The organism is Xanthomonas sp. WHRI 10207 (assembly GCF_040202975.1).
In the GTDB taxonomy this organism is placed as follows: Bacteria; Pseudomonadota; Gammaproteobacteria; order Xanthomonadales; family Xanthomonadaceae; genus Xanthomonas.
The window spans coordinates 266,125-288,408 of record NZ_JBEGDX010000007.1; the positions used below are offsets into that span (position 1 = coordinate 266,125).

Here is a 22,284-nt window from a genome sequence, read left to right on the forward strand (position 1 = left end):
GAACCCGGCCCAGCGGCCACAACCGCCACTGGGGCCGCCGGCCCGTCCTCGGGTACCATGCTCGCCCCCTTTGGGTGCACCTGCGCATGAGCCAGTCCGACCAGCCCGATTCCTCCGTTACCCAGGCCCAAGCCGAAGATGCCGTACGCACCCTGCTGCGCTGGGCCGGCGAAGATCCGGCCCGCGAAGGCCTGTTGGATACCCCGCGCCGTGTCGCCGAAGCCTATGGCGACTGGTTCAGCGGCTACCGCGAAGAACCGCGCGAATACCTGGAGCGCACCTTCGAGGAAGTCGCCGGCTACGACGAACTGATCGTGCTGCGCGACATTTCCTACGAAAGCCATTGCGAGCACCACATGGCGCCGATCATCGGCAAGGTGCACGTCGGCTACCTGCCCAGCGGCAAGGTGGTGGGCATCAGCAAGCTGGCCCGCGTGGTGGAAAGCTACGCGCGCCGCTTCCAGGTGCAGGAAAAAATGACCGCGCAGATCGCCCAGTGCATCCAGGACGTGCTGCAACCGCGCGGCGTCGGCGTGGTGGTCGAAGGCTCGCACGAGTGCATGACCACCCGCGGCATCCACAAGCGCGGCGTCAGCATGGTGACCTCCAAGATGCTGGGCAGCTTCCGCGAAGACGCGCGCACCCGCGCCGAATTCCTGCAGTTCCTCGAAGTAGGCGGCAAGCGTTGAGGCAGCCCCTGCAGTCGCCATGAAGCACCAGGCACGGATTGCCGGCTACCGCCAGTTGCGCGACCAGCCGGCGTGGAAATTGCTCGCCGCCGATCACGCCCCGGAGCTGATCGGCCTGCTGCAGACCCTGTTGCTGGACGGCGAGCGCCGGCTGCCGTCGGCGGTGCTGCATGCGCGCCTGCAGCGTCAGCTGGATGCGCTGCGCGGCGATGAACTCTCGCGCGAGTTGCCGCGCACCGCGCAGGCGTATCTGGCGCATTGGCTCTCGCAGGGTTGGCTGGAACGGCGCCTGCCCGAAGGCGCGGCCGAAGAGGACTACGAACTCTCGCGTGCGGCCACCCAGGCCATCCGCTTCATCGCGAGCCTGCGCGAGAGCGGCAGCAGCGCCACCGAAAGCCGGTTGTCGCTGGTGATCGAGCAACTGGTGCAACTGGCCGGCCAGACCGAGGCCGACCCGGCCACGCGCCTGGCTGCGCTGCGCGAAGAACGCGACCGTATCGATGCCGAGATCGAGCGCGTAGCGGCCGGCCGGGTTGCGGCACTGGACGGTAAGCGCGCGCTGGAGCGCACCCGCGACCTGATCCATCTGGCCGACGAACTGGCCGAAGACTTCCACCGCGTGCGCGATGACTTCGAGCAGCTCAACCGCCAGTTCCGCGAGCGCATCATCGATGACGAAGGCGCGCGCGGCGATGTGCTGGAGCAGTTGTTCAGCGGCGTGGACGTGATTGCCGACAGCGAGGCCGGGCGCACCTTCGAGGCGTTCTGGAGCCTGCTCAACGACACCCAGCAGAGCAGCCAGCTGGACAACGCGCTGGACGCGCTGCTCGCACGCGGCTTCGCACGCAAACTGGACCGCCGCGAACGCGCCTTCCTGCGTGGGCTCACCGGCACGCTGCTGGAGCGCGGCGGCGAGGTGCACACGGTGATGCAGCACTTCGCGCGTAGCCTGCGCGGGTTCGTGCAGAGCCGCGGCTATCTGGAACAGCGCCGCCTCAATCAATTGCTCAAGCAGGCGCAGGGCGAAGCCCTGCAGCTGCGCGACAGCCTGCACGCCACCGCCGCCACCGGCTACACACAGGCGCTGAGCGCCAGCCGCCTGCGCTCGCTGTCGCAGTGGCGGCTGCACGATCCACGGCTCACCCAGGTCGATGGCCGCGTGTATGCCGCCGACGCGGCAGAGATCTCGCTGGACAGCGTGGGCGACCTGGTCGCGCAATCGGAGATCGATCTGCGCACCCTGCGCAACGATCTGTACGTGCTGCTTGGGCAACAGCCGCGGCTCACCATTGGCGATGCCTTGCAGCAACGCCCGGCCGCGCAGGGGCTTGGCAGCGTGATTGGCTATCTGTCGCTGGGCACGCGCCATGGCGTGGTGATCGACGGTCACATGGAAATGGTGCAATGGGAAGGCGGCGACGGCATCTTGCGGCGCGCGCGCATTCCCTTGGTGTGGTTTACCCGGGAGAAACGCAATGAACTGGTCTGAGCAGGCCCCGCTGGATGCGGACGACGACAACGACGACGCCCGCGATGCCGCATTGACGCTGCCGGCGAGCGATGCCGCCAACGCCGCGCCCGGTGGCGCACTGTTCCTGGGCGACACCGGCACGCTGCCGTTCGATGCACGCCGTGCGCTGTGTCAGCTGTTGGCTGGTCCCAGCATCGATGCGCAACGGCACGGCAGTTTGTGGCCGGCGCTGCTGCGCAACGAAGCGGCAGTGCGCCAGGTGTTGTGCGAGCTCTTTCTGCAGCTGGTGCTGGACCGCGAAGGCGGGGTGGCGTTCACCCGTCAGGCCGACACCGCCGAACTGGAATCGCCCAGCTTGCTGCGCAGCGCGCCGCTGACCTTCATCGAGTCGGTGCTGCTGCTGTTCCTGCGCCAGCAACTGGCCGAGGCCGATACGCGCGGCGAACGCGCGGTGGTGGACGAGACGCAGCTGGTGGAGGCGTTGTCGGTGTACGAAAAGAACGTGTCCACCGACAAGGCCGGGTTCACGCGGCGGGTGATGACGGCGATCGGCAAGATGCGCGACAACCAGTTGCTGTCGCGGTTGCGCGGCAGCGAGGAGCGTTACGAGGTGTCGCCGGTGTTGAAGCTGTTGTTCTCGGCGGAGGATGTGCAGGCGTTGGTGGTGGCGTATCGGGAGTTGCGAGAGGGAGAGGTTGCGTTGGAGTGATGCCGTTTGCACCTGGGACGCCATCTCCCTTCTCCCTCCGGGAGAAGGTGCCCGAAGGGCGGATGAGGGTGCGGTGTCAGGCGGTGTGTGGTGCTGTGCGGATTGTTTCTGCACTTGGGATGGCATCTCCCTTCTCCCTTCGGGAGAAGGTGCCCGAAGGGCGGATGAGGGTGCGGTGTCAGGTGGTGTGTGGTGTTGTGCGGGTTGATTGATGTTTGGCTGTGAGCGGGTAGGGCAAGAGCTTTCACGCCCTTGCGGGCGCGAGTCACTTTTTCTTTGCTTGTGCAAAGAAAAAGTAACCAAAAAGAAAGCACACCCCGTCCTCGCGCCCTCCGCGCCAAGGCGCTGCGGGTGCGCAAGTCCGGCAGAAATTTTTGTAAGGGACATCCGTGTCCCTTACAAAAACGTCGCGCATCCATGCGCGCCGCCCTGCGGGTTGTATCTGCCGGCCTTGCCGCTGCGGTATGGGGCCCCGAAATGCAAACTGCGCAAGCAACAGCAACAGCAACAGCAACAACAGCAACAACAGCAACAACAACAACAACAGCAACAGCAACAACAACAGCAACAACAGCAACAGCAACAGCAACAACAGCAACAACAGCAACAGCAACAACAGTAACAGCAACAGCAACAAGTGGGGCCTGTACCAGCAACACAATGCTGAAAGCAGCAAAGCAGCAAAGCAGCAAAGCAGCAAAGCAGCAAAGCAGCAAAGCAGCAAAGCAGCAAAGCAGCAAAGCAGCAAGGCAGCAAGGCAGCAAGGCAGCAAGGCAGTCACGAAAAAACGAAGAAACGAAGAAGGAGCAATGGGCGCGCGATCGGCCGATGTTGAAAGGTGAGTCGCGCAGGTGTTCGACAATCCGCAGCGGTTGTCGCGCTCGTCCGGCTTTCACCGCAATTGGTTCAAGCACCACGCTGTTGTAGGAGCGACCTTGGTCGCGAAGCCGTCCCCTTGCCCCATCCGTATTCCTGCCTAACTCCTACCCACCCGCATCCCGCACCACCGCCCCACAAAAATGCGTCACCGTTCGTAATGGTCTGTCCTTGTTGTCCCTGTCGTTCTGTTTTGGTGAGTGAGCAATGAATTCCCAGTCCAACCTGTCGCCGGCGTCGCCGGGTGCTTCCTTGTTTGCCGAGACGCTGGCCGAGCAGCGTGCGCAGCAGTTCCGCATGCGGCGCTTGCAGGTGCACAACTGGGGCACGTTCAACGGGTTGACCGAGGTGCCGATCGCCGAGAAGGGTTTTCTGTTCGTCGGGCGCTCGGGTTCGGGCAAGTCCACCTTGCTGGATGCGATGTCGGCATTGCTGACGCCACCGAGCATCGTGGATTTCAACGCGGCCGCGCGCGAGGCCGAGCGCAGTGGGCGCGACCGCAGCCTGGTGTCGTACGTGCGCGGTGCGTGGGCCGATCAGCAGGACAGCGCCTCCGGCGAGATCGCCACCCAGTACCTGCGCAAGGGCGCGACCTGGACGGCGCTGGTGCTGGAATACCGCAACGCGCAGGGCGAGGCGGTGAGCCTGATTCGGCTGTTCTGGATCGCCGGTAGCGGCAATGCCGCGGCCGATGTGCGCCGCCACTACATGGTGGCCCCGCGCAGCTTCGATGTGGCCAGCGAACTGGATGGCTTCGACCTGGACCTGCGCAAGCTCAAGGCGCGTCTGGGAGAGGACGTGGCACATTTCGACGGCTTTGCCGGCTATGCCGAACGCTTCCGGCATGCGCTGGGTATCAGCAACGAGATGGCGCTGCGTCTGCTGCACAAGACCCAGTCGGCCAAGAATCTGGGCGATCTCAATGCCTTCCTGCGCGGGTTCATGCTGGATGAGCCGCGCACCTTCGAAGCCGCCGACCGGCTGGTGGAGGACTTCGCCGAGCTCGATGGCGCGCACCACGCCGTGGTCACCGCGCGGCGCCAGGTGGAAACGCTCAGTCCGGCACGCGCGCACCATGCCGCGCTGATGGACCTGCGCCGCAGCGTCGGTGAGCTGCGTGAGCTGCAGCTGGGCGTGGACAGTTACCGCGAGCAGCAACGCGTCGCCTTGTTGCAGGCACGCCTGCTGGAACTGGACAGCCAGGACCGCGGCCTGGCCGGTGAAGAGGGCCAGCGCCGCGAATCGCTGGACAACCACGAGCAGAAACTGGCCGGGCTGGAACGCGAGCAACGCGCCGCCGGTGGCGAACAGATCGAAGAGCTCGAACGCGAGCGTGTGCGGGTGGAGCGCGAGCGCGACGAGCGCCTGCGCCGCCGCGCGCAGATCGAACAGGCCTGCCGCCAGCTCGGTACTGCGCTGGCAGCCGGCGCCAGCGGCTTTGCCGCGCAGGTGGCGCACGCCCAGAGCGTGCTCGATGGCGGCAAACAGCACGCCAGCGCGCTGGACGAGGCCATTGCCGAGCGCATGGGCGAGCGCCGCGACGACGAGCGCCGCTTTGCGGACATCCGTAGCGAACTCGATGCGCTGAAGAAGGCGCCGTCCAGCCTGCCCGCACCGATGCAGGCACTGCGCGCGCGCTTATGCGAAGACACCGGCATCGCCGAATCCGCGCTGCCCTTCGTCGGCGAGCTGCTGCAGGTGCGCGCGGACCAGGTGGCCTGGCGCGGCGCGATCGAACGCGTGCTGCACGGTTTTGCGCAGTCGTTGCTGGTGGACGAGCGGCATTACGCGCAGGTCAGCGAATGGGTCAACCGCACCCACATCGGCACACGCCTGGTGTACTTCCGCGTGCGTCGCAACGACGAGCTGCATTCGCGGCGGGTCGATCCCGATGCGCTGCCTGGCAAGCTGCAACTGCGCGAGCACGCTTTCACCGACTGGCTGCGCAACGAGCTGACTCGCCGCTTCGATTATGCCTGTGTGGACAACGCCGCCGCGCTGCGCAATGCCGACCGCGCCATCACCCGCGAAGGGCAGGTCAAGCATCCCGGCGATCGCTATGAAAAGGACGACCGCCATGCCGTCAACGACCGCAAGCGCTGGCTGCTGGGGCACGACAACCGCGACAAGCTCAAGGTGTTCGAACGCGAAGCGCAGGCGCTCGCGCAGCGCATCGCCAGCTGCGAAGCCGACGTGGCCGCGCTGCGCAAGCAACGCGAGCAGGACCAGGAAAAACAGCTGGCCGCGCACACGCTGGTGGAGCGCGACTGGGACGAGATCGACGTCGGCCCCAAGCTGCAACGCCTGACCGATATCGACGAACAACTGCAGCAACTGCGCGAAGGCGACAGCGGCCTGCGTGCCTTGGGCCAGGCCATCGAGACTGCGCGTACCCTGCGCGATCAGGCCAAGCGCACCTTCGAGGACGTGCGCCTGGAACGGGCACAGCTGGCGCGCGAGCGCGTTCGCCTGGAGCAGCAGCAGGCCGGCGGCGCAGGCCGTGCCGGCACCGCCGCGCTCACTCCCACCCAGTTGCAGGGCCTGCACGAACGCCTGGCCGCGCTGGCACCGCTGTCGCTGGACAATCTGGAAGCGCACTTCCGCGTGGTCGAACGCGGCCTGGCCGAGCAGCTGGCCGAAAGCCAGGGCCGCGACAGCCGGCTCAGCGCGCAGTTGCTCGAATGCTTCCGCCGCTACTGCCAGCAGTGGCCCGAAGACAGCGGCGACTTCACCGTGAGCCTGTCCAGCGCCGACGATTTCCTCGCGCGCCTGGACCGGTTGGAAAGCGATGGCCTGCCGCGTCACGAGCACCGCTTCTTCGACCTGCTGCAGACCCAGAGCAAGAACAACCTGCTCGCCCTGCAACGCCACACCGCCGAAGCCCACAAGGGCATCAAGCAGCGCATGGACGAAGTCAACGCCAGCCTGGAGCAGGTGCCGTTCAACCGCGACACCATTCTGACCATCGAGGTCAGCGACCGTCGCCTGGCCGAGGTGCAGGAATTTCAGCAGCAGCTGCGCGCCGTGCTGTCGCATCAGCAGACCGAAGACCGTGCGCTGGCCGAGGCGCAGTTCGCCACCTTGCGCACCTTGGTGGCGCGTCTGGGCGCGCAGGAACCAGAGGCGCGACGTTGGCGCGAACAGGTGCTGGATGTGCGCCTGCATGTGGAATTCATCGGCGTGGAGCTGGACGCGCAGAGCCGTGCGCAGGTGGAGATCTACCGCAGCGGCGCCGGCAAGTCCGGCGGCCAGCGGCAGAAACTGGCGACTACCTGCCTGGCGGCAGCGTTGCGCTATCAACTCGGTGGCGAAGATGGCGAACTGCCGCGCTATTGCGCGGTGGTGCTGGACGAAGCCTTCGACAAGGCCGACAACGAATTCACCGCGCTGGCGATGAACATCTTCGAAAACTTCGGCTTCCAGATGGTGGTGGCCACGCCGTTGAAATCGGTGATGACGTTGGAGCCGTTCATCGGTGGCGCATGCTTTGTGGAAATCAGCGGCCGCCACAACTCCGGCGTGTTGCTGATCGAGTACGACGAACAGGCGCAGCGGCTGAAATTGCCCGAGCGCTCGCGTGGCGAGGAACCCGCGGCCTCGCAGGCCGAGCCGCCAGCCACGGCGGCGCAGCAACGCCACGCAGCGGCGGTGAGCGATGCACCGTCAGACCGCGAGGCAGACGAGCAGGCGACAGCGGGCGCGGCGATCGCTGCACCAACTGAAGCCTTAGCCGCGTCACCGACGCGTCGTGGCAAGGGCAAGCCGGCCATTGCAGCGACTTCTTCCGCGCCCGTGCCTGCACCCAGCAGCACGCGTGCGGCAGGCCCAACGCGCACGGCAGCCACAGCAGACGGCGCTGTATCAGCCAAGCGCACATCGGCGGTGTCGGGCGCACGCCGCACCCAGGCTGCAACGCCGGGCAGGTCGCCCAAGGCCGCTGCGAAACCCGCTGCCAAGCCGGCGCTCAAGCGCCCAGCTACCGCTGCCAAGCCTGCCGCCAAATCGACATCTGCAGCCGCAGCTACGGCTCGCACCGTCAAACCGACGTCCAGCTCTAAGCGTGCCGCCAAGGCGCCAGCAAGCGTAGCCAAGGTCGCCTCATCGGGACGCACGTCAGGCAAGCAGGCCGCAACGCCAGCGTCAGCGGCATCCACCAAGCCGCGGCCCGCACCGGCGCGTGGTGCGGCATCGAAGGCACGCAGCAAACGCTGAGTGCCCGGCGCGGCTGTGCCGTGGGAGCCGCCGTCCGACGCGGCGTCACGGCTCGCTACCGCCGCCGCAGGCATGCAGACACGGCGCTGGCGGCGACGAGCGACACGCTGCGCGGCGTAGGGCTGCTCAGGTGTTGCCTTCGTCGCTAGATGGCAGCCGACACGTCGACTGCGTCGTCCCCTCAAGCGATGACGTCGCCCCGGGCGCTGCGACACATGCGCAAGGCTCCGCCTGCATACTCGTCATTGAAAAAGAGACGCCGTTGCGAACGCAGATGTCGGCGCATTTGTCCGGCGTGCAAACACCGAAGGTGCACCTCGCTCAAATGACGGTAACCGGCAAGGTAAACCGCACAGCGCGCTGTACCTGCCGCCAGCTGGACCAAAAAATCCGTGTCTGCCCAGGCCAACGCGTCGCCTTCTGCGTCGCAACGCCGGAGTGCGCGGGCCACCAGCGCGCCGGCATGCAGCCGTTTGCATGGTCAAACGAGCGGCTGACAACCGACCACCCAGCGCAGGCACACTCCACATTTGCAGATAGGAATCGTTATCATCTCGGGTCCTGATGTGTTCGCAATCGCACACATCGCTCCCGCTGAAGATGTCGATGACCCCACGCCCCCTGCCGCGCCCGTTGTTGTTGGTGTCCCTGTTTGCCGCATTGCCGGCCGCCGCGCAGGAGGCCAGCCTGCTTGATGCCATCGTGGTGAGCGAGCGACGCGCCTTGTACCGCCCGGAAAAAGCCGCCGGCGCCACCCGCACGCAGACGCCGGTGGAGCGCATCCCGCAGGCGATCCAGGTGGTGCCGCGTTCGGTGATCGACGAGCAGCAACTCACCCGGTTGGTCGATGTGGTGGCCAATGTGTCCAACGTGCAGCCCGGTGGCACCCAGGGCAATCGCTCGGAAACCTTCGTCATTCGCGGCTTCGAAGCGTCGTCGTATGCGGTCGACGGCATCCTGCTCAACCCGGCGCAGAACTTCACCGAGACCGTGCGCGACCTGGCCAATGTCGCCCAGGTGGAAGTACTCAAAGGGCCCGCGGCGGTGTTGTACGGGCGCGGCGAGCCCGGCGGGGTGATCAACCTGGTCACGCTGCGGCCGGACGACACGTTCGGCGGCAACGCGTCGCTGCAGGTGGCCGAACATGGCTTGCGCCGCGTGCAGTCCAGCATCACCGGCCCGCTGAGTCCCACGCTGTCTGCCCGCGTCAGCGCCGCCGCGCAGCAGACCGGCAGCTTCCGCGCTGCGCAGGCCGATGGCGACCGCGTCTTCGTCTCGCCCTCGCTGGCATGGCGGCCCACTGCGCAGCTGCGTGCCGATCTGGATCTGGACTACACCCGCCAGACCAGCCCGGGCGATCGCGGTCTGGTCGTCATCGACGGTGTGGTGCGTGGCCCGGCAGAGCGCAGCTTCGGTGAGCCGTGGTCGCGCAATCGCGGCACCTCGCGCACTGCACGCGGCCGTATCGAATATGACGCGAAGGAATGGCTGACGCTGCGCCAGATCCTCAATCACCAGGACGGCGACAGCGGTCGCGACGTGGCCGACTTCACCGGCTTCAGCGCCGACCGTGCGTTTCTGCAACGCCGCGCCGTGCGTCAGGACCAGCAGGTACGCGCGACCACCTCGCAGACCGAAGCGCTGGCACGTTTCGATACCGGCCCGCTGCGCCATCAGCTGCTGGCCGGCGCCGAATACGTCGATGCGCATCGCCAGACCGATGAAGCCCGCGCGCCGTTGGCCCGCATCAGCGTGACCAATCCGGTGCAGGGCGCACTGCCGGGCCGCTACGTGCCGGCGCGGCAGATCGAGGTCGATGCGCGCTACGCCGCGTTGTACGTGCAGGATCAGATCAGCATCGGGCAGCGCTGGGACGTGCTGGCCGGCGTGCGTTGGGACGACGTGCAGCAGACCACGGTCGACAACGGCGTGCGTACCCGCGAAGACGGCCGCCGCGCCTCGCCGCGTGTGGGTGTGGTGTGGAAGGCCGCGCCGCAGCTGTCGCTATATGCGAATACATCGACGTCGTTTCGCCCGCGTAGCGCCACGCTGTTTGCCGGCGGCAGCGCACCGCCGGAGACCGGCCGCCAGTACGAGATCGGCCTGAAAAGCGCGCTGCTCGACAACCGCGTGCTCGCCACTGCTGCGGCGTTCCAGATCACCAAGGACAACGTCGCCACCAGCGACCCGGACAACAGCGGCTTTGTGCTGGTCACCGGCCAGCAGCGCGTGCGCGGCGTCGAGTTGGACATCACTGGCGAGCTCACTCAACACTGGCGGATGATTCTCGGCGCCGGCTATCTGGATGCGCAGGTCACCCGCGACAGCGTGATTCCGGTCGGTAATCGCCTGCGCGGTGTGCCGCGCGTCAGCGCCAGCTTGTGGAGCACTTACCACGTGGCCACCGGTCCGTTGTACGGCCTGACCCTGGGCGCCGGTGCGGTGCATGTCGGCGAGCGCGAGGGCGACTTGAACAACAGCTATCGCATTGCCGGCTACACGCGCTTCGATGCATCGGCGGCGTACCGTTTCGGCGGCCGTTATCAACTGGCGTTGATGCTGCGCAATGTCGCCAATCGTTTTTACATCGAGCAACCGGTGACGCAGACAACCAACTACCCGGGTGCACCGCGCACGCTGTCGGCGACGTTGAGCATGGAGTTTTAGAAAGGCGAGGACATCTGCAGCGTGATCAGTGCAGCAGGTCCCAGCCCATCTTGCCGATCAGCACCACCACCAGCACCAGGAACAACTTGCGGATCAACGGCGTGCCACCGCGCAATGCCATCCGCGTGCCTGCCACCGCGCCGGCCACGTTGGCCACCGCCATCGGAATGCCCAGCGCCAGCATCACCTGGCCGCTGGGCAGAAAGAACGACAGCGCTGCCAGGTTGGTGGCCAGGTTCACTACCTTGGCCGCCGCCGAAGCGCGCAGAAAATCCAGCCCGAAAAAGCGAATGAACAGGAAGATCAAAAAGCTCCCCGTGCCCGGACCGAAGAACCCATCGTAGAACCCGATCGCCGCGCCCATCGCCAAGGCGGTGATCAACTCGCGTCGACCGATCTCGCGCGGCCGATGCAGCGCGCCGAAATCCTTCTTGATCAGCGTGTAGATCAACATCGCGATCAGCAACAGCAAAATCAGCGGCCGCACCGCCTGCTTGGGCAACAGGCTGACCGCCGTCGCGCCCAGAAACGAAAACGTAAACGCCGCCGCAGTGGCGTACAGCACCGGCCGCCACGGAAAGCGCACCGTGCGCGCATACCGCCACGCCGACGCCCCGGTACCGAACATCGCGCTGAACTTGTTGGTGCCCAGGATCAGCGACGGCGCCTGCTGCGGCAAGGTCGCAAACAATCCCGGCAACTGGATCAACCCGCCGCCACCCACCGCGGCATCCACCAGCCCGGCAACGAACGCAATGCACAGCAGCCACGGCAACTCGGTGGGAATCAGCTCCAGCACAACGGCGCTCCGCACGACGGGGGCGACAGCATAGCGAGTGCACTGACGGCATGCGCCGCAGTGACAGCTAACGGAACGGCGGCAGGCGTAGCAGCGTCGGGAGTAGCAGGATCAGGCGTAGTAGCGATAGCAGTAGCAGTAGCAGTAGCAGCAGGAGCAGGAGCTAGGAGTATTTAACCCCGCAGACCGCTCATGACATATGGACGCTGCCGCCTGCCGATCACCAAATCCCGAATCCCGAATCCCGAATCAAGCACAATCCCCCCATGGCGAACTCTGCATCTACCGATCCCTGTCCCTGCGGCCGCTCCGCCGACTACGCGCGCTGCTGCGGGCTCTACCACGCCGGTGCCGCTGCGCCGGATGCCGAAACCTTGATGCGCTCGCGCTACAGCGCCTATGTGCGCCGCGATGTCGACTACCTGCTGGCCAGCTGGCACCCGTCCACGCGCCCGGCCGAGCTGTCCCTGGACGAAGGCGGCCGCACCACCTGGCTCGGCCTGACCATCCAGCGCACCAGCGTCACCGGCGAGGACACCGCCGAGGTGGTGTTTCTGGCCCGCTACCGCATCGGCGGTGGCAGCGCGGTGCGCATGACCGAACACAGCCGCTTCGTCCGCGAAGACGGCCGCTGGCATTACCTCGACGCCCGCTGAGTGCCGCCAGCGGTGCTGCAGTCCGCACAACGTGCTGGCCGTTTCCGTTGCCAGCAGTGGCTGATCGTCCAACTGTGCGGAAGACCGCGCGTACATCCGTGTTCCGACGCTTGCCCTCGCTAAGTACAGCCAGCGGTGCTGCAGTCCGCACAACGCGCTGGCCGGTTCGTCGGGCAACTGTGGTTGATCAAGCCACCGTGCGAATGACCACACACGCATCCGTGCTCCGACACTTGTCGCAATGACAGAGCAAAGGGCGACGTAAAAGACGTGCAGCCGCTTCAATCGACCACCGCAAGCGCAACCGCGCGCAACCATGTCTCAGACAGAGACAATTCAAACCCTTCTCCCATCGGGAGAAGGTGCCCAACGGGCGGATGAGGGTGCCTCCTCTGGCGCACTCGCTCCTCGACCCAGGCCAATCCCCCAAATCTAATAGGGGGAAGACCACCCTCAACGCCCCTGCCGCCCTTCGTGTTTGATGTCTTCCAACCAGCCAGCCGCAGCCTCCAACCAGCGCCATCGGGAATGCAGCGCGGTAGATAACCCGCAGCGAGCCATCGTTCCCTAAGGGGACCGCGCTCAGAACCGAAGCGGATGCCTGATCCAGGCTAGTACCGAGCACCATCCGCGCCCGCCTGGTAGCTGCGCAGCCGTGATTGGTATGCGCCATGCCATGCAGCACCTCCACCATCGCCGCCTCACCCGACCAACGGCGCCCATCGCGCCACTTTGTCGACACAGCGTTCGCAGCCGATCCGGGAAGCTTGCCGCGCGGCGAAGCTCGCCGCGGGGGGCGGACAGCGATCATGGCAACCTTCAACTTCTGGCAATGGGCGCTGACGGCCTTGGTGGTCTTTGCAATCGTGTTGCCGGCGTTGCTGGCCACGTGCATGGTCCGTTTTGGGCCTCGCCACGATGCGCCGCGACGCGCACGCCGCCGCCGCGTTGTCGAGACCGGCGCCTCCACGCCAGCGCTGTCGCTGCTGAGCGGCATCACCGGCGACGGCAGCTGACGCGTCAACGCTGACGCCCGCGTTACCCCAGCTGCAATCGCAACCCGGCCAGCGCCAGCGCACTCCGGACTCAAGCGGTTGACTGGTGAAAAACTCCTGATGTCGAGTGTGTGCCGTTCAAGGACGGCAGCAGATACCGGGCGCCAGCCCCGCAGCCGCCGAGCCAACGCACCGCCCACACATCCATCGCGCCCGCACCGCCGCGCGCGGCAACCACCGCGTCACGCCGGAGCCGCCGCTTGCACGCCTCGACCCAGCCAGGTTGGCTATCCTTCCGGACCGATTCGCGACTGGAGCGCTTTACCGCATGACGTCCGTCCACCCGCCGGCCACCGCGCCATGACGCCTACCCGGCGCGCCTTGCCGCTGTTGATGGCTTTGCTGCCGCTGGTCGCCTGCGCCGACCCGGCCTTCGACCGTTGCCTGGCCGGGTTGCAGCCCCAGGCCGCCGCCAAGGGTGTGGACGCCGCCAGTTTCCAGCGTTTTACCGCCGGGTTGGCGCCCGATCCCAGCGTGTTGCCGCTGTTGGACGCGCAACCGGAGTTCACCACGCCCATCTGGGATTACCTCGCCAGCCTGGTCGACAGCCAGCGCGTCAGCGACGGCCAGGCCATGCTGCTCACCCACCACGACTTGCTCACCCGCCTGTCCGAGCAGACCGGCGTCGACCCGGCCACCATCGTGGCGGTCTGGGGCGTGGAGAGCGACTACGGTCGCGTCACCGGCAAGCGCCCGCTGCTGGTTTCGCTGGCCACGCTGTCGTGCGCAGGCCGCCGCCAGCCGTTCTTCCGCGGCGAATTCCTCGCCTTGCTCAGCCTGTTGCAACGCGGCGACCTGTCTCCGGAGGAGCTCACCGGCTCGTGGGCCGGCGCGTTCGGGCAGACCCAGTTCATGCCCTCGACCTATGCGCGGATTGCGGTGGACGGCGACGGCGATGGCCGCCGCAATCTGGTCGCCAGCATTCCCGATGCGCTGGCCTCCACCGCCAACTATCTGGTCAAGGCCGGTTGGGAACGCGCCCGCCCCTGGGGGATGGAAGTCACCCTGCCGCGCGGCTTCGATGCCAGCAAGGTCGGCCGCACCCGCCGCCAACCCTTGCAGGCCTGGCAGGCTGCCGGCCTGCTCGGCACCGACGGCAAGCCGCTGGTTCCGACCGGCCTACTAGGCGAGACGCCGGCCGCCTTGCTGCTACCGGCTGGTGCCACCGGCCCGGCCTTTTTGGTGTTCCGCAACTACGACGCGATCTACGCCTACAACGCTGCCGAAAGCTACGCGCTGTCGATCGCGCTGCTGGCCGATCGCCTGCGCGGCGGCCCCGGGCTGGTTGCCGCCTGGCCCACCGACGACCCCGGCCTGGGCCGTCCGGAACGCCGCGACCTGCAACAGTTGCTGCTCGCCCGCGGCTACCAGATCGGCGAAGCCGACGGCATGGTCGGCAGCGCCACCCGACGCGCCATCCAGGTCGAGCAGACCCGGCTGGGCCTGCAGCCCGCCGACGGCCGCCCCGGCCAGCGCATCCTCACCGCTTTGCGTGCCGCGCCGCCGCTCACCGGCATGGCCACCGTGCGCGGCACCGCCTTCAAGCTGCCGGCCGCTTACCCCGCATTCGCCCAATCTCCTATCGTCCACAAGGCATCCCCCATGTCCGACACCACCGGCCTCACCACAGGCGACTTCCACGGCTTCCCCTCGCTGCTGATCGACACCCCGTTCTCCACTGCCGCCATCAGCCTGTTCGGCGGCCAGTTGCTGTCGTTCGTGCCCAAGGGCGGTCAGGACGTGATGTGGCTGTCGCCGCTCGCCAAGCAGCCGCCCACCCCGATCCGCGGCGGCGCGCCGGTGTGCTGGCCGTACTTCGGCCGCCAGGACCAGACCGGCGACGTGCCCGCGCACGGGTTCGTGCGCACCGTGCCGTGGCAACTCACCGAGAGCCATCGCGAAGACGACGGCACCGTGGTGCTCACGCTCACCCCGCCGGCCTTCGACGACCTGGCGCTGCGCCTGCGCATGACCCTGCGCATGACCCTGCGCATCGGCCGCACCCTCGAACAACGCCTGATCACCGAAAACACCAGCGGCGCCCCGGTGCGCTTCACCCAGGCGCTGCACAACTACTTCCGCGTCGGCGACGCGCTCAAGGTCAGCGTGCAGGGCCTGGATGGCCTGGACTATCTCGATAAATACGAGAACTACGCCACTGCGCATCGCCAGCAAGGTGACTGGAGCCTGCGCGACCCGCGCGATCCCGGCCGCAGCGACCGCATCTACACCAACGCCGGCGGCCGCTACACCCTCACCGACCCGGTGCTCGGCCGCCGCATCGTCATCGCCACCCAGGGCAGCCGCTCGCTGGTGGCCTGGAACCCGGGCGAGCAAGCCGGCAAGAAAATGGCCGACGTGGGCGAAGGCTGGCGCGACTACGTCTGCCTGGAAGCGGCCAACGCCGGCCCGGACGTGATCGAACTGGCCCCCGGCGCCAGCCACACCCTGACCCAGACCATCAGCGTCGAATAACTTGGTGGCAGACGCCGCAGCCGGTGTGGCGCTGGCCCACCCAGCCGGCCGCACACATCGTCTGTGGGTGGCCGTGGGCGAGGGCTGGCGCGACTGCGCGTCAACGGATGCTGAGCGTTGATATGGCCTCCATTCGATCCGGCTGAGCGTTGCGACGGCGCGCGCTGTCTGATCGCCGCGCAGTTCCTTTGATTGGAGCCTGCATGAAGGATGCAGCGGCCGAAGGGCAGTAGAGCCAGAGAGCCAGAGAGCAAGGTGGAACGGGTTGGAGACGCACTGCAGCCGCACCACACGCAGCCGCCGCACCCTCACCCCAACCCCTCTCCCGGCGGGAGAGGGGCTTGAGCATGGCGCCATTTCTCCAAGCGCAGGCAGACGGGAGACATCCAAGCCGCATCGCACGACCCACCCCCTTCTCCCACCGGGAGAAGGTGCCCGCAGGGCGGATGAGGGTACGGTTCCAGCAAGGGCTCTAACCGGACCCACCCGCACCTCAACTTCTCCATGTACAGGCAGACGGGAGACATCCAAGCCGCATCGCACGACCCGCTCCCTTCTCCCACCGCGAGAAGGTGCCCGCAGGGCGGATGAGGGTACGGTGTCAGCAAGAACTCCAGCCGGGACCCACCCGCACCTCAACTTCTCCATGCACAGGCAGACGGGAGACCTCCAAGCCGCATCGCACGACCCATCCCTTCTCCCACCGGGAGAAGGTGCCCGAAGGGCGGATGAGGGTACGGTGTCAGCAAGAACTCCCAGCCGAACGCACCCGCACGTCCGGCGCTGCTCGCAGCTAAAAAGATCAGCTGACATCGCTCTTCAGGCACCAAGTCGCTCAGCCCGCTCGCACAAGCCCCACCAAACCCAAGCGATCTCCACAGAGCGACTGCACCAATCTCCTGCGGCCGAGCCCAATCCAGCCGCTCGCACCGCTTAAGCCTCGTGCCCACGCCTGGTCACGCACCCAGAGCCGATCCGAGCCAATCCGCAGCTACACTTCCCGCCTCGCCATCCTGGGCCGCGCGATGTCTCTCTCCGCCGATTCCGCTCCAGCCCCGGGGCGCCGCCGCGCCGCGTTGATCTTCATCTTCATCACCGTGCTGATCGACGTGCTGTCCTTCGGCGTGATCATTCCGGTGCTGCCGGATCTGGTGCGGCATTTCACCGGTGGCGATTACGTGGTGGCCGCCGGCTGGATCGGCTGGTTCGGCTTCCTGTTCGCCTCCATCCAGTTCGTCTGCTCGCCGCTGCAAGGCGCCCTGTCCGACCGCTTCGGCCGTCGCCCGGTCATCCTGCTGTCGTGCCTGGGCCTGGGCCTGGATTTCATCCTGATGGCCATCGCCCATAGCTTGCCGATGCTGCTGTTGGCACGGGTGATCTCGGGCATCTGCTCGGCCAGTTTTTCCACGGCCAACGCCTACATCGCCGACGTCACACCCGCCGACAAACGCGCCGGCGCGTTCGGCATGCTCGGCGCCGCGTTCGGCATTGGCTTTGTCGCCGGCCCGTTGATCGGTGGCTGGCTGGGTGGCATCGGCTTGCGCTGGCCGTTCTGGTTTGCCGCAGGCCTGGCGCTGTTGAACGTGTTGTACGGCTGGTTCGTGCTGCCCGAATCGCTGCCGCCCGAGCGCCGCACCGCACGCCTGGAGTGGTCGCATGCCAACCCGCTGGGCGCACTCAAGTTGCTACGCCGCTACCCGCAGGTGTTCGGCCTGGCCTCGGTGGTGTTTCTGGCCAACCTGGCGCATTACGTCTATCCCAGCATCTTCGTGCTGTTCGCCGGCTACCAGTACCACTGGGGCCCGCGCGAAGTGAGCTGGGTGCTGGCCGGGGTCGGGGTGTGCAGCATCATCGTCAACGCGCTGCTGGTCGGCCGGATCGTGCGCTGGCTGGGCGAACGTCGCGCCTTGTTGCTGGGCCTGGGCTGCGGGGTGGTGGGCTTCGTCATCTACGGGCTGGCCGACAGTGGTGCCGCGTTCCTGATCGGCGTGCCGATCAGCGCCTTCTGGGCGATCGCCGCACCAGCCGCGCAAGCCTTGATCACCCGCGAAGTCGGCGCCGATGCGCAGGGTCGCGTGCAGGGCGCACTGACCGGATTGATCAGCCTGGCCGGTATCGCCGGGCCGTTGTTGTTCGCCAACGTGTTTGCCTGGTTCATCGGCAGTGGTGCGCCACTGCATCTGCCCGGCGCGCCGTGGTTGCTGGCCGGTGTGCTACTCGCCGCCGGGTGGGTGATGGCATGGAAGCGCGCCGGGCGGGGCGGTGGCATCGCTCCGGCAGCCCAGGGCTGATGCCAACGTATTCATCCAGCACTTGCGTCCGCTTTATCTGATTTGCACAGGCGCTGCTAGGCTGGTGCACTCCGTGCCGCGGCACCGCCTCGATTGCTTATGTGTCCTGACACCCTGGCTGTTCCGCCATCGGCCGCGCACGTGCTGCGGCACGCCACCCAGGACACCCATCGCCTGGTCGAAGCGGTGCCGCTGATGCAGGCCCTGGGGCAGGGACAGGTCGATCGCGCCAGCTATGCGCAGATCCTGCGTCGCCACCACGCCTTGCTGGCCGGCTTCGAAACGCATCTGGGCGATTGGCTCAGCACGCTGGTCGGCAACGGCTGGCACTATCGCCGCCGCGTGCCGGCCCTGCGTGCGGATCTGCGGGCGCTCGATCAACCACCGGGCCCGCCGATCGCGCTGCCCGCTGCGCGCACCGATGCCACGCGCTGGGGCATGTTGTATGTGGTCGAAGGCTCGCAGCTTGGCGGCCGCGTCATCGCGCGCGGTCTACGCAAGCACCAGCCCGGCCTGGCCGACGCGCTGCAGTATTTCGAACTGGCCGACGAAGACCCCGCCGGTTGGCGCCGCTTCCAGGCGGTCCTCGATCAGCGCCTGGATTCCGCCCACACGCAGGCTGCCGCCATCGCTGGTGCGCAGGCCATGTTTGCCCACTTCCACACTTGCCTCGCAGCGGAGCCGTACCCGTGAATCAGCCCACCGAACCCCTGGATATGGATGTCTGCGCGCGCGAGCCGATCCACATCCCCGGCTTGATCCAGCCTTATGGCGTGTTGCTGGTGATCGAACCGGCCGACGGCCGCATCGTGCAGGCCAGCACCACCGCAGCCGACCTGCTCGGCGTGCCGATGGACGCCTTGCTCGGCATGCCTTACGCCCAGGTGCTGGAGCTGCCCGACGCGCAGCCCTTCGCAGTGGACGATCAACCGCAACACCTGTTGCATGCGGAGGTGCGCTTCCCCAGGCGCGCTGCGCCCACCGACCACCCCTGGGTGGCCGCCTGGCATCTGTATCCCGAGCAGTGGCTGATCGAAATCGAGCCGCGCGACGCGCGCCTGATCGACGTTACCCTGCGCGAAGCGCTGCCGCTGTTGCGCAGCATCGAGCGCGATCCCGGCATCGCCGAAGCCGCGGTGCGGGCGGCCAAAGGCCTGCGCAGCATGATCGGCTTCGACCGGGTGATGATTTACCGCTTCGACGAAGAGTGGAACGGCGACGTGATCGCCGAGGCACGCCAACCCGATCTGGAGGCCTACCTCGGCCTGCATTACCCGGCCACCGATATCCCGGCCCAAGCGCGCGCGCTGTACCTGCGCAACCGCGTCCGCCAGATCGCCGATGTCGGCTACCGGCCATCGCCGATCGAGCCCACCCTGCATCCGCGCCTGGGCACCCCGGTGGATCTGAGCGACGTCAGCCTGCGTAGCGTCTCGCCGGTGCATCTGGAATATCTGGCCAACATGGGCGTGACCGCCACCCTGGTCTCCTCGATCGTGGTCAACGACGTGCTGTGGGGGCTGATCGCATGCCATCACTACAGCCCGCACTTCACCAGTCACGCCATGCGCGATGCCACCGATGCGGTCACCCGCGCGCTAGCCGGACGCATCGGCGCCTTGCAGGCGGTGTCGCGCGCGCATCTGGAATCGGTGCTGCTCACCGTGCGCGAAAAGTTGATCACCGACTTCAATGCCGCCGACCACATGACCGTGGAGCTGCTCGCCGACATGGCGCCGGATCTGATGGACGTGGTGGATGCCGACGGAGTGGCGATCTTCCATGGCAACGAGATCAGCCGTCACGGCAGTACGCCCGATGCCGCCGCGCTCCGGCGTATCCGCAACCACATCGAATCCGAGCACCACGAGGCGCTGCGCGAGGACGCCCTCGGCGCCCTGCATGTGGATGCCATCGGCGAGGTGTTCCCGGAGCTGGCCGATCTCGCGCCACTGGCGGCTGGTTTCATCTTCGTGCCGCTGATGCCGCAATCGCGCAGCGCGCTGCTATGGACACGCCGCGAACAGGTGCAGCAGGTCAAATGGGCCGGCAACCCGCAGTTGGCCAAGTTGCCGGATATCCCCAACTCACGGCTGTCGCCCCGCAAGAGCTTCGATCTCTGGCAGGAAACCGTGAGCGGCCGCGCGCGTCGCTGGTCGCCGCTGCACCTGGAGTCGGCACGCAGCCTGCGCGTGTTGATCGAACTGATGGAGCGCAAGCGCTTCCAGCAGGATTTCACTTTGCTGGAAGCCTCGCTGTCGCGTCTGCGCGACGGCGTGGCCATTATCGAGCGGGGCGCCAGCAGCGCCCCGCACCGGCTGATCTTCGCCAACCCTGCATTTGCCGACCTCAGCCAGGCCGAGGTTGCCGAGCTGATCGGTTGCGACATTCTGACCCTAGTGGCCGACGATGCCGCCAGGTCCAAGGTCGAACTGCTCGAGGACGCCCTGCGCCTGGGCCGCGCCGCCTACGTCACCCTGCCGCTGCGCGCCCACGATGGCTCGCCCATCTATCGCCAATTCCATCTCGAACCGCTGCCCAGCCCCAGCGGCGTCATCGCCCACTGGCTGCTGCAGCTGCGCGATCCGGAGTAAGTGCCGCCCGACGCATTGACGTCGAGTGGCGGTTGCAGGCGGCCGCTGCTGCCGCATCCATCGCGTCGGGCAACATCACCAGCGGCCCGGGCAACGATGCGTCCCTTCAGCCTCTTGAGTCACTGCGTATCGATCAGTCGTGGTACCGCTCAAAGCCTGAGGGAACACACCAAAGGACATCGAGCCCCCGCAGCGCTGCCAGCGCTGAGCTGCAATCGCCGCGTCAAGCGCGCGGCCGCAACAGCAACAGGGTGACGGTCCCGGCCACCAGCCCCCAGAACGACGAACCGATCCCTCCCAAGCTCAGCCCGGAGGCCGTCACCAGGAAGGTGACCAATGCCGCCTCGCGTTCGCTGTCTTCGCGCAAGGCTGCCGCCAGGCTGTTGCCGATGGTGCCCAGCAGCGCGATCCCGGCAATCGCCATCACCAGCTCGCGCGGGAACGCCGCAAAGACCGCCGCCACGGTCGCCCCGAACAAGCCGATCACCACATACAACACGCCCGCGCTCACCGCGGCGGTATAGCGCCGGGCAGGGTCCTCATGCGCCTCGCGACCCATGCAGATCGCCGCGGTGATCGCGGCCAGGTTCAAGGCGTAGCCGCCGAACGGCGCCAGCAACGTATTGACCACACCGATCCAGCCGATCGTCGGCGAGATCGGCACCGTGTAGCCGGACGCGCGGATCACCGCCACGCCGGGCACGTTTTGCGAGGCCATCGTCACTACGAACAATGGAATCGCCAGCCCGACCACCGCCGCCCACGACAGCGACGGCACCACCAGCACCGGATAGGCCAGCTCCAGCTGCACGCTATCCCAGTGCATCAGCCCACCGCCCGCCGCAATCGCAATGCCCACCAGTAAGGTCGCAATCACCGCATAGCGCGCAAACCAGCGCCGGCCAACCAGATAGGTGGCCAGCATCGCGATTGCCAGGACCCGCTGGCTCTGCATCGCCACGAACAGATCCAGTCCAAAGCGCAGCAGCACCCCGGCCAACATGCCGGACGCCAGGGACACCGGCATGCGCTTGATCGCCCGCTCGAACAACCCGGAGAACCCGGCCACCAGTCCAAGCACCGCCGCAACCACAAATGCACCGACCGCCTCACGCAAGGGAACCCCTGCGGCGCTGCCGATCAGCATCGCCGCACCCGGCGTGGACCAGGCCGTCACCACCGGCACGCGGTAGCGCAGCGACAACCCGATGCACGTCACGCCCATGCCGATGCCAAGCGCCCACATCCACGATGCGATCTGCGCCTGGTCCGCGCCCAGATGTCGCGCCGCCTCGAAGACGATCACCGCAGAACTGGCAAATCCCACCAGCACGGTGACAAAGCCTGCGGCAATCGCTGACAGGGATAGATCGCGGAACAGGTTGCGGGCTGGCGGCATCGTAGGGCTCCTCCGGGCCCTGCATTCTTACCGAGCCAACCAGTCAGCGGTACCGAAGCGTGGAGCGCACCACTCTATATAGAGGTGACCATGGAGCGCGCTGGTGTCCTTGCCGTGTTGGAGCCTGCCCAAGAAATTCGGCGCTTTGTCATGCCCGTGTCAAAAAGTGCTTGCACTTCTGCACAGGCTCGATAAACTGCGCGACCTCGCTCAGGACGGCGGCGCTCTTCAAGCACCGCAACAACGAACGGGGCGAATCAGAAACACCGAAAGGTGTTGACGAAACGGAAAAGCCGGCTATGATGGGCGGCTCTCTACACGGAAAGACGCTACGGCGGATTGAAGTGCAGCGGCGGCAACTTCCTCTTCACGAGGGGTTGACGGAGATGAA

Annotated in this window: 13 protein-coding genes and 1 pseudogene; 12 read left to right on the plus strand and 2 right to left on the minus strand. The window is 66.8% G+C overall.

The window, feature by feature from the left end; translation table 11 throughout:
- Positions 1-86 precede the first annotated feature (86 nt).
- The 6 genes and pseudogenes from folE (at position 87) to ABQU90_RS20235 (ending at position 10,624) form a co-directional block, all read left to right on the plus strand.
- Positions 87-689, plus strand: coding sequence for a GTP cyclohydrolase I FolE (gene folE, locus ABQU90_RS20210; RefSeq protein WP_055852376.1), 603 nt, complete (start codon positions 87-89; stop codon positions 687-689).
- 19 nt (positions 690-708) lie between these two features.
- Positions 709-2,178, plus strand: coding sequence for a DUF3375 domain-containing protein (locus ABQU90_RS20215; RefSeq protein ID WP_115526479.1), 1,470 nt, complete (start codon positions 709-711; stop codon positions 2,176-2,178).
- Entirely contained in the window at positions 2,165-2,869 is a 705-nt protein-coding gene (locus ABQU90_RS20220; protein WP_115559364.1) for a DUF4194 domain-containing protein, read from the plus strand. The genes ABQU90_RS20215 and ABQU90_RS20220 overlap by 14 nt, the downstream gene beginning before the upstream one ends.
- 417 nt (positions 2,870-3,286) lie before the next feature.
- A complete protein-coding gene (locus ABQU90_RS20225) occupies positions 3,287-3,796 on the plus strand; it encodes a hypothetical protein (protein ID WP_323521147.1) in 510 nt (169 codons plus the stop codon).
- Positions 3,797-3,952: 156 nt separating this feature from the next.
- A pseudogene (locus tag ABQU90_RS20230) lies at positions 3,953-7,631 on the plus strand (ATP-binding protein); the annotation flags it as partial.
- 932 nt (positions 7,632-8,563) lie between these two features.
- A complete protein-coding gene (locus tag ABQU90_RS20235) occupies positions 8,564-10,624 on the plus strand; it encodes a TonB-dependent siderophore receptor (protein WP_323520767.1) in 2,061 nt (686 codons plus the stop codon).
- A gap of 25 nt (positions 10,625-10,649) precedes the next feature.
- Here ABQU90_RS20235 and ABQU90_RS20240 read toward each other — a convergent pair whose 3' ends face one another.
- A complete protein-coding gene (locus tag ABQU90_RS20240; protein ID WP_193552549.1) occupies positions 10,650-11,423 on the minus strand; it encodes a sulfite exporter TauE/SafE family protein in 774 nt (257 codons plus the stop codon).
- Positions 11,424-11,689: 266 nt separating this feature from the next.
- Here ABQU90_RS20240 and ABQU90_RS20245 point away from each other — a divergent pair, with 266 nt between their 5' ends.
- From ABQU90_RS20245 to bphP, 6 genes are all read left to right on the plus strand, one after another.
- The gene (locus tag ABQU90_RS20245; protein ID WP_323520766.1) at positions 11,690-12,079 is read left to right on the plus strand and encodes a YchJ family protein; all 390 of its coding nucleotides are present in this window, start codon (positions 11,690-11,692) and stop codon (positions 12,077-12,079) included.
- A gap of 809 nt (positions 12,080-12,888) precedes the next feature.
- A complete protein-coding gene (locus tag ABQU90_RS20250) occupies positions 12,889-13,095 on the plus strand; it encodes a hypothetical protein (protein WP_323520765.1) in 207 nt (68 codons plus the stop codon).
- A gap of 339 nt (positions 13,096-13,434) precedes the next feature.
- The gene (locus tag ABQU90_RS20255; RefSeq protein WP_323520764.1) at positions 13,435-15,609 is read left to right on the plus strand and encodes a lytic murein transglycosylase; all 2,175 of its coding nucleotides are present in this window, start codon (positions 13,435-13,437) and stop codon (positions 15,607-15,609) included.
- Positions 15,610-16,634: 1,025 nt separating this feature from the next.
- Entirely contained in the window at positions 16,635-17,900 is a 1,266-nt protein-coding gene (locus ABQU90_RS20260; RefSeq protein WP_055852348.1) for a TCR/Tet family MFS transporter, read from the plus strand.
- Positions 17,901-17,999: 99 nt separating this feature from the next.
- Complete coding sequence (locus tag ABQU90_RS20265; protein WP_323520763.1) at positions 18,000-18,593, plus strand: biliverdin-producing heme oxygenase; 594 nt, start codon at positions 18,000-18,002, stop codon at positions 18,591-18,593.
- Positions 18,590-20,494, plus strand: a complete 1,905-nt coding sequence (gene bphP / locus ABQU90_RS20270) for a bacteriophytochrome BphP (RefSeq protein ID WP_323520762.1) — start codon at positions 18,590-18,592, stop codon at positions 20,492-20,494. The genes ABQU90_RS20265 and bphP overlap by 4 nt, the downstream gene beginning before the upstream one ends.
- Before the next feature lie 223 nt (positions 20,495-20,717).
- Here the strand turns inward: bphP and ABQU90_RS20275 are convergent, their stop codons facing one another.
- Positions 20,718-21,893 (minus strand): benzoate/H(+) symporter BenE family transporter, encoded by a 1,176-nt coding sequence (locus ABQU90_RS20275; protein ID WP_323520761.1) that lies wholly within the window; start codon positions 21,891-21,893, stop codon positions 20,718-20,720.
- Between the last annotated feature and the right edge of the window lie 391 nt (positions 21,894-22,284).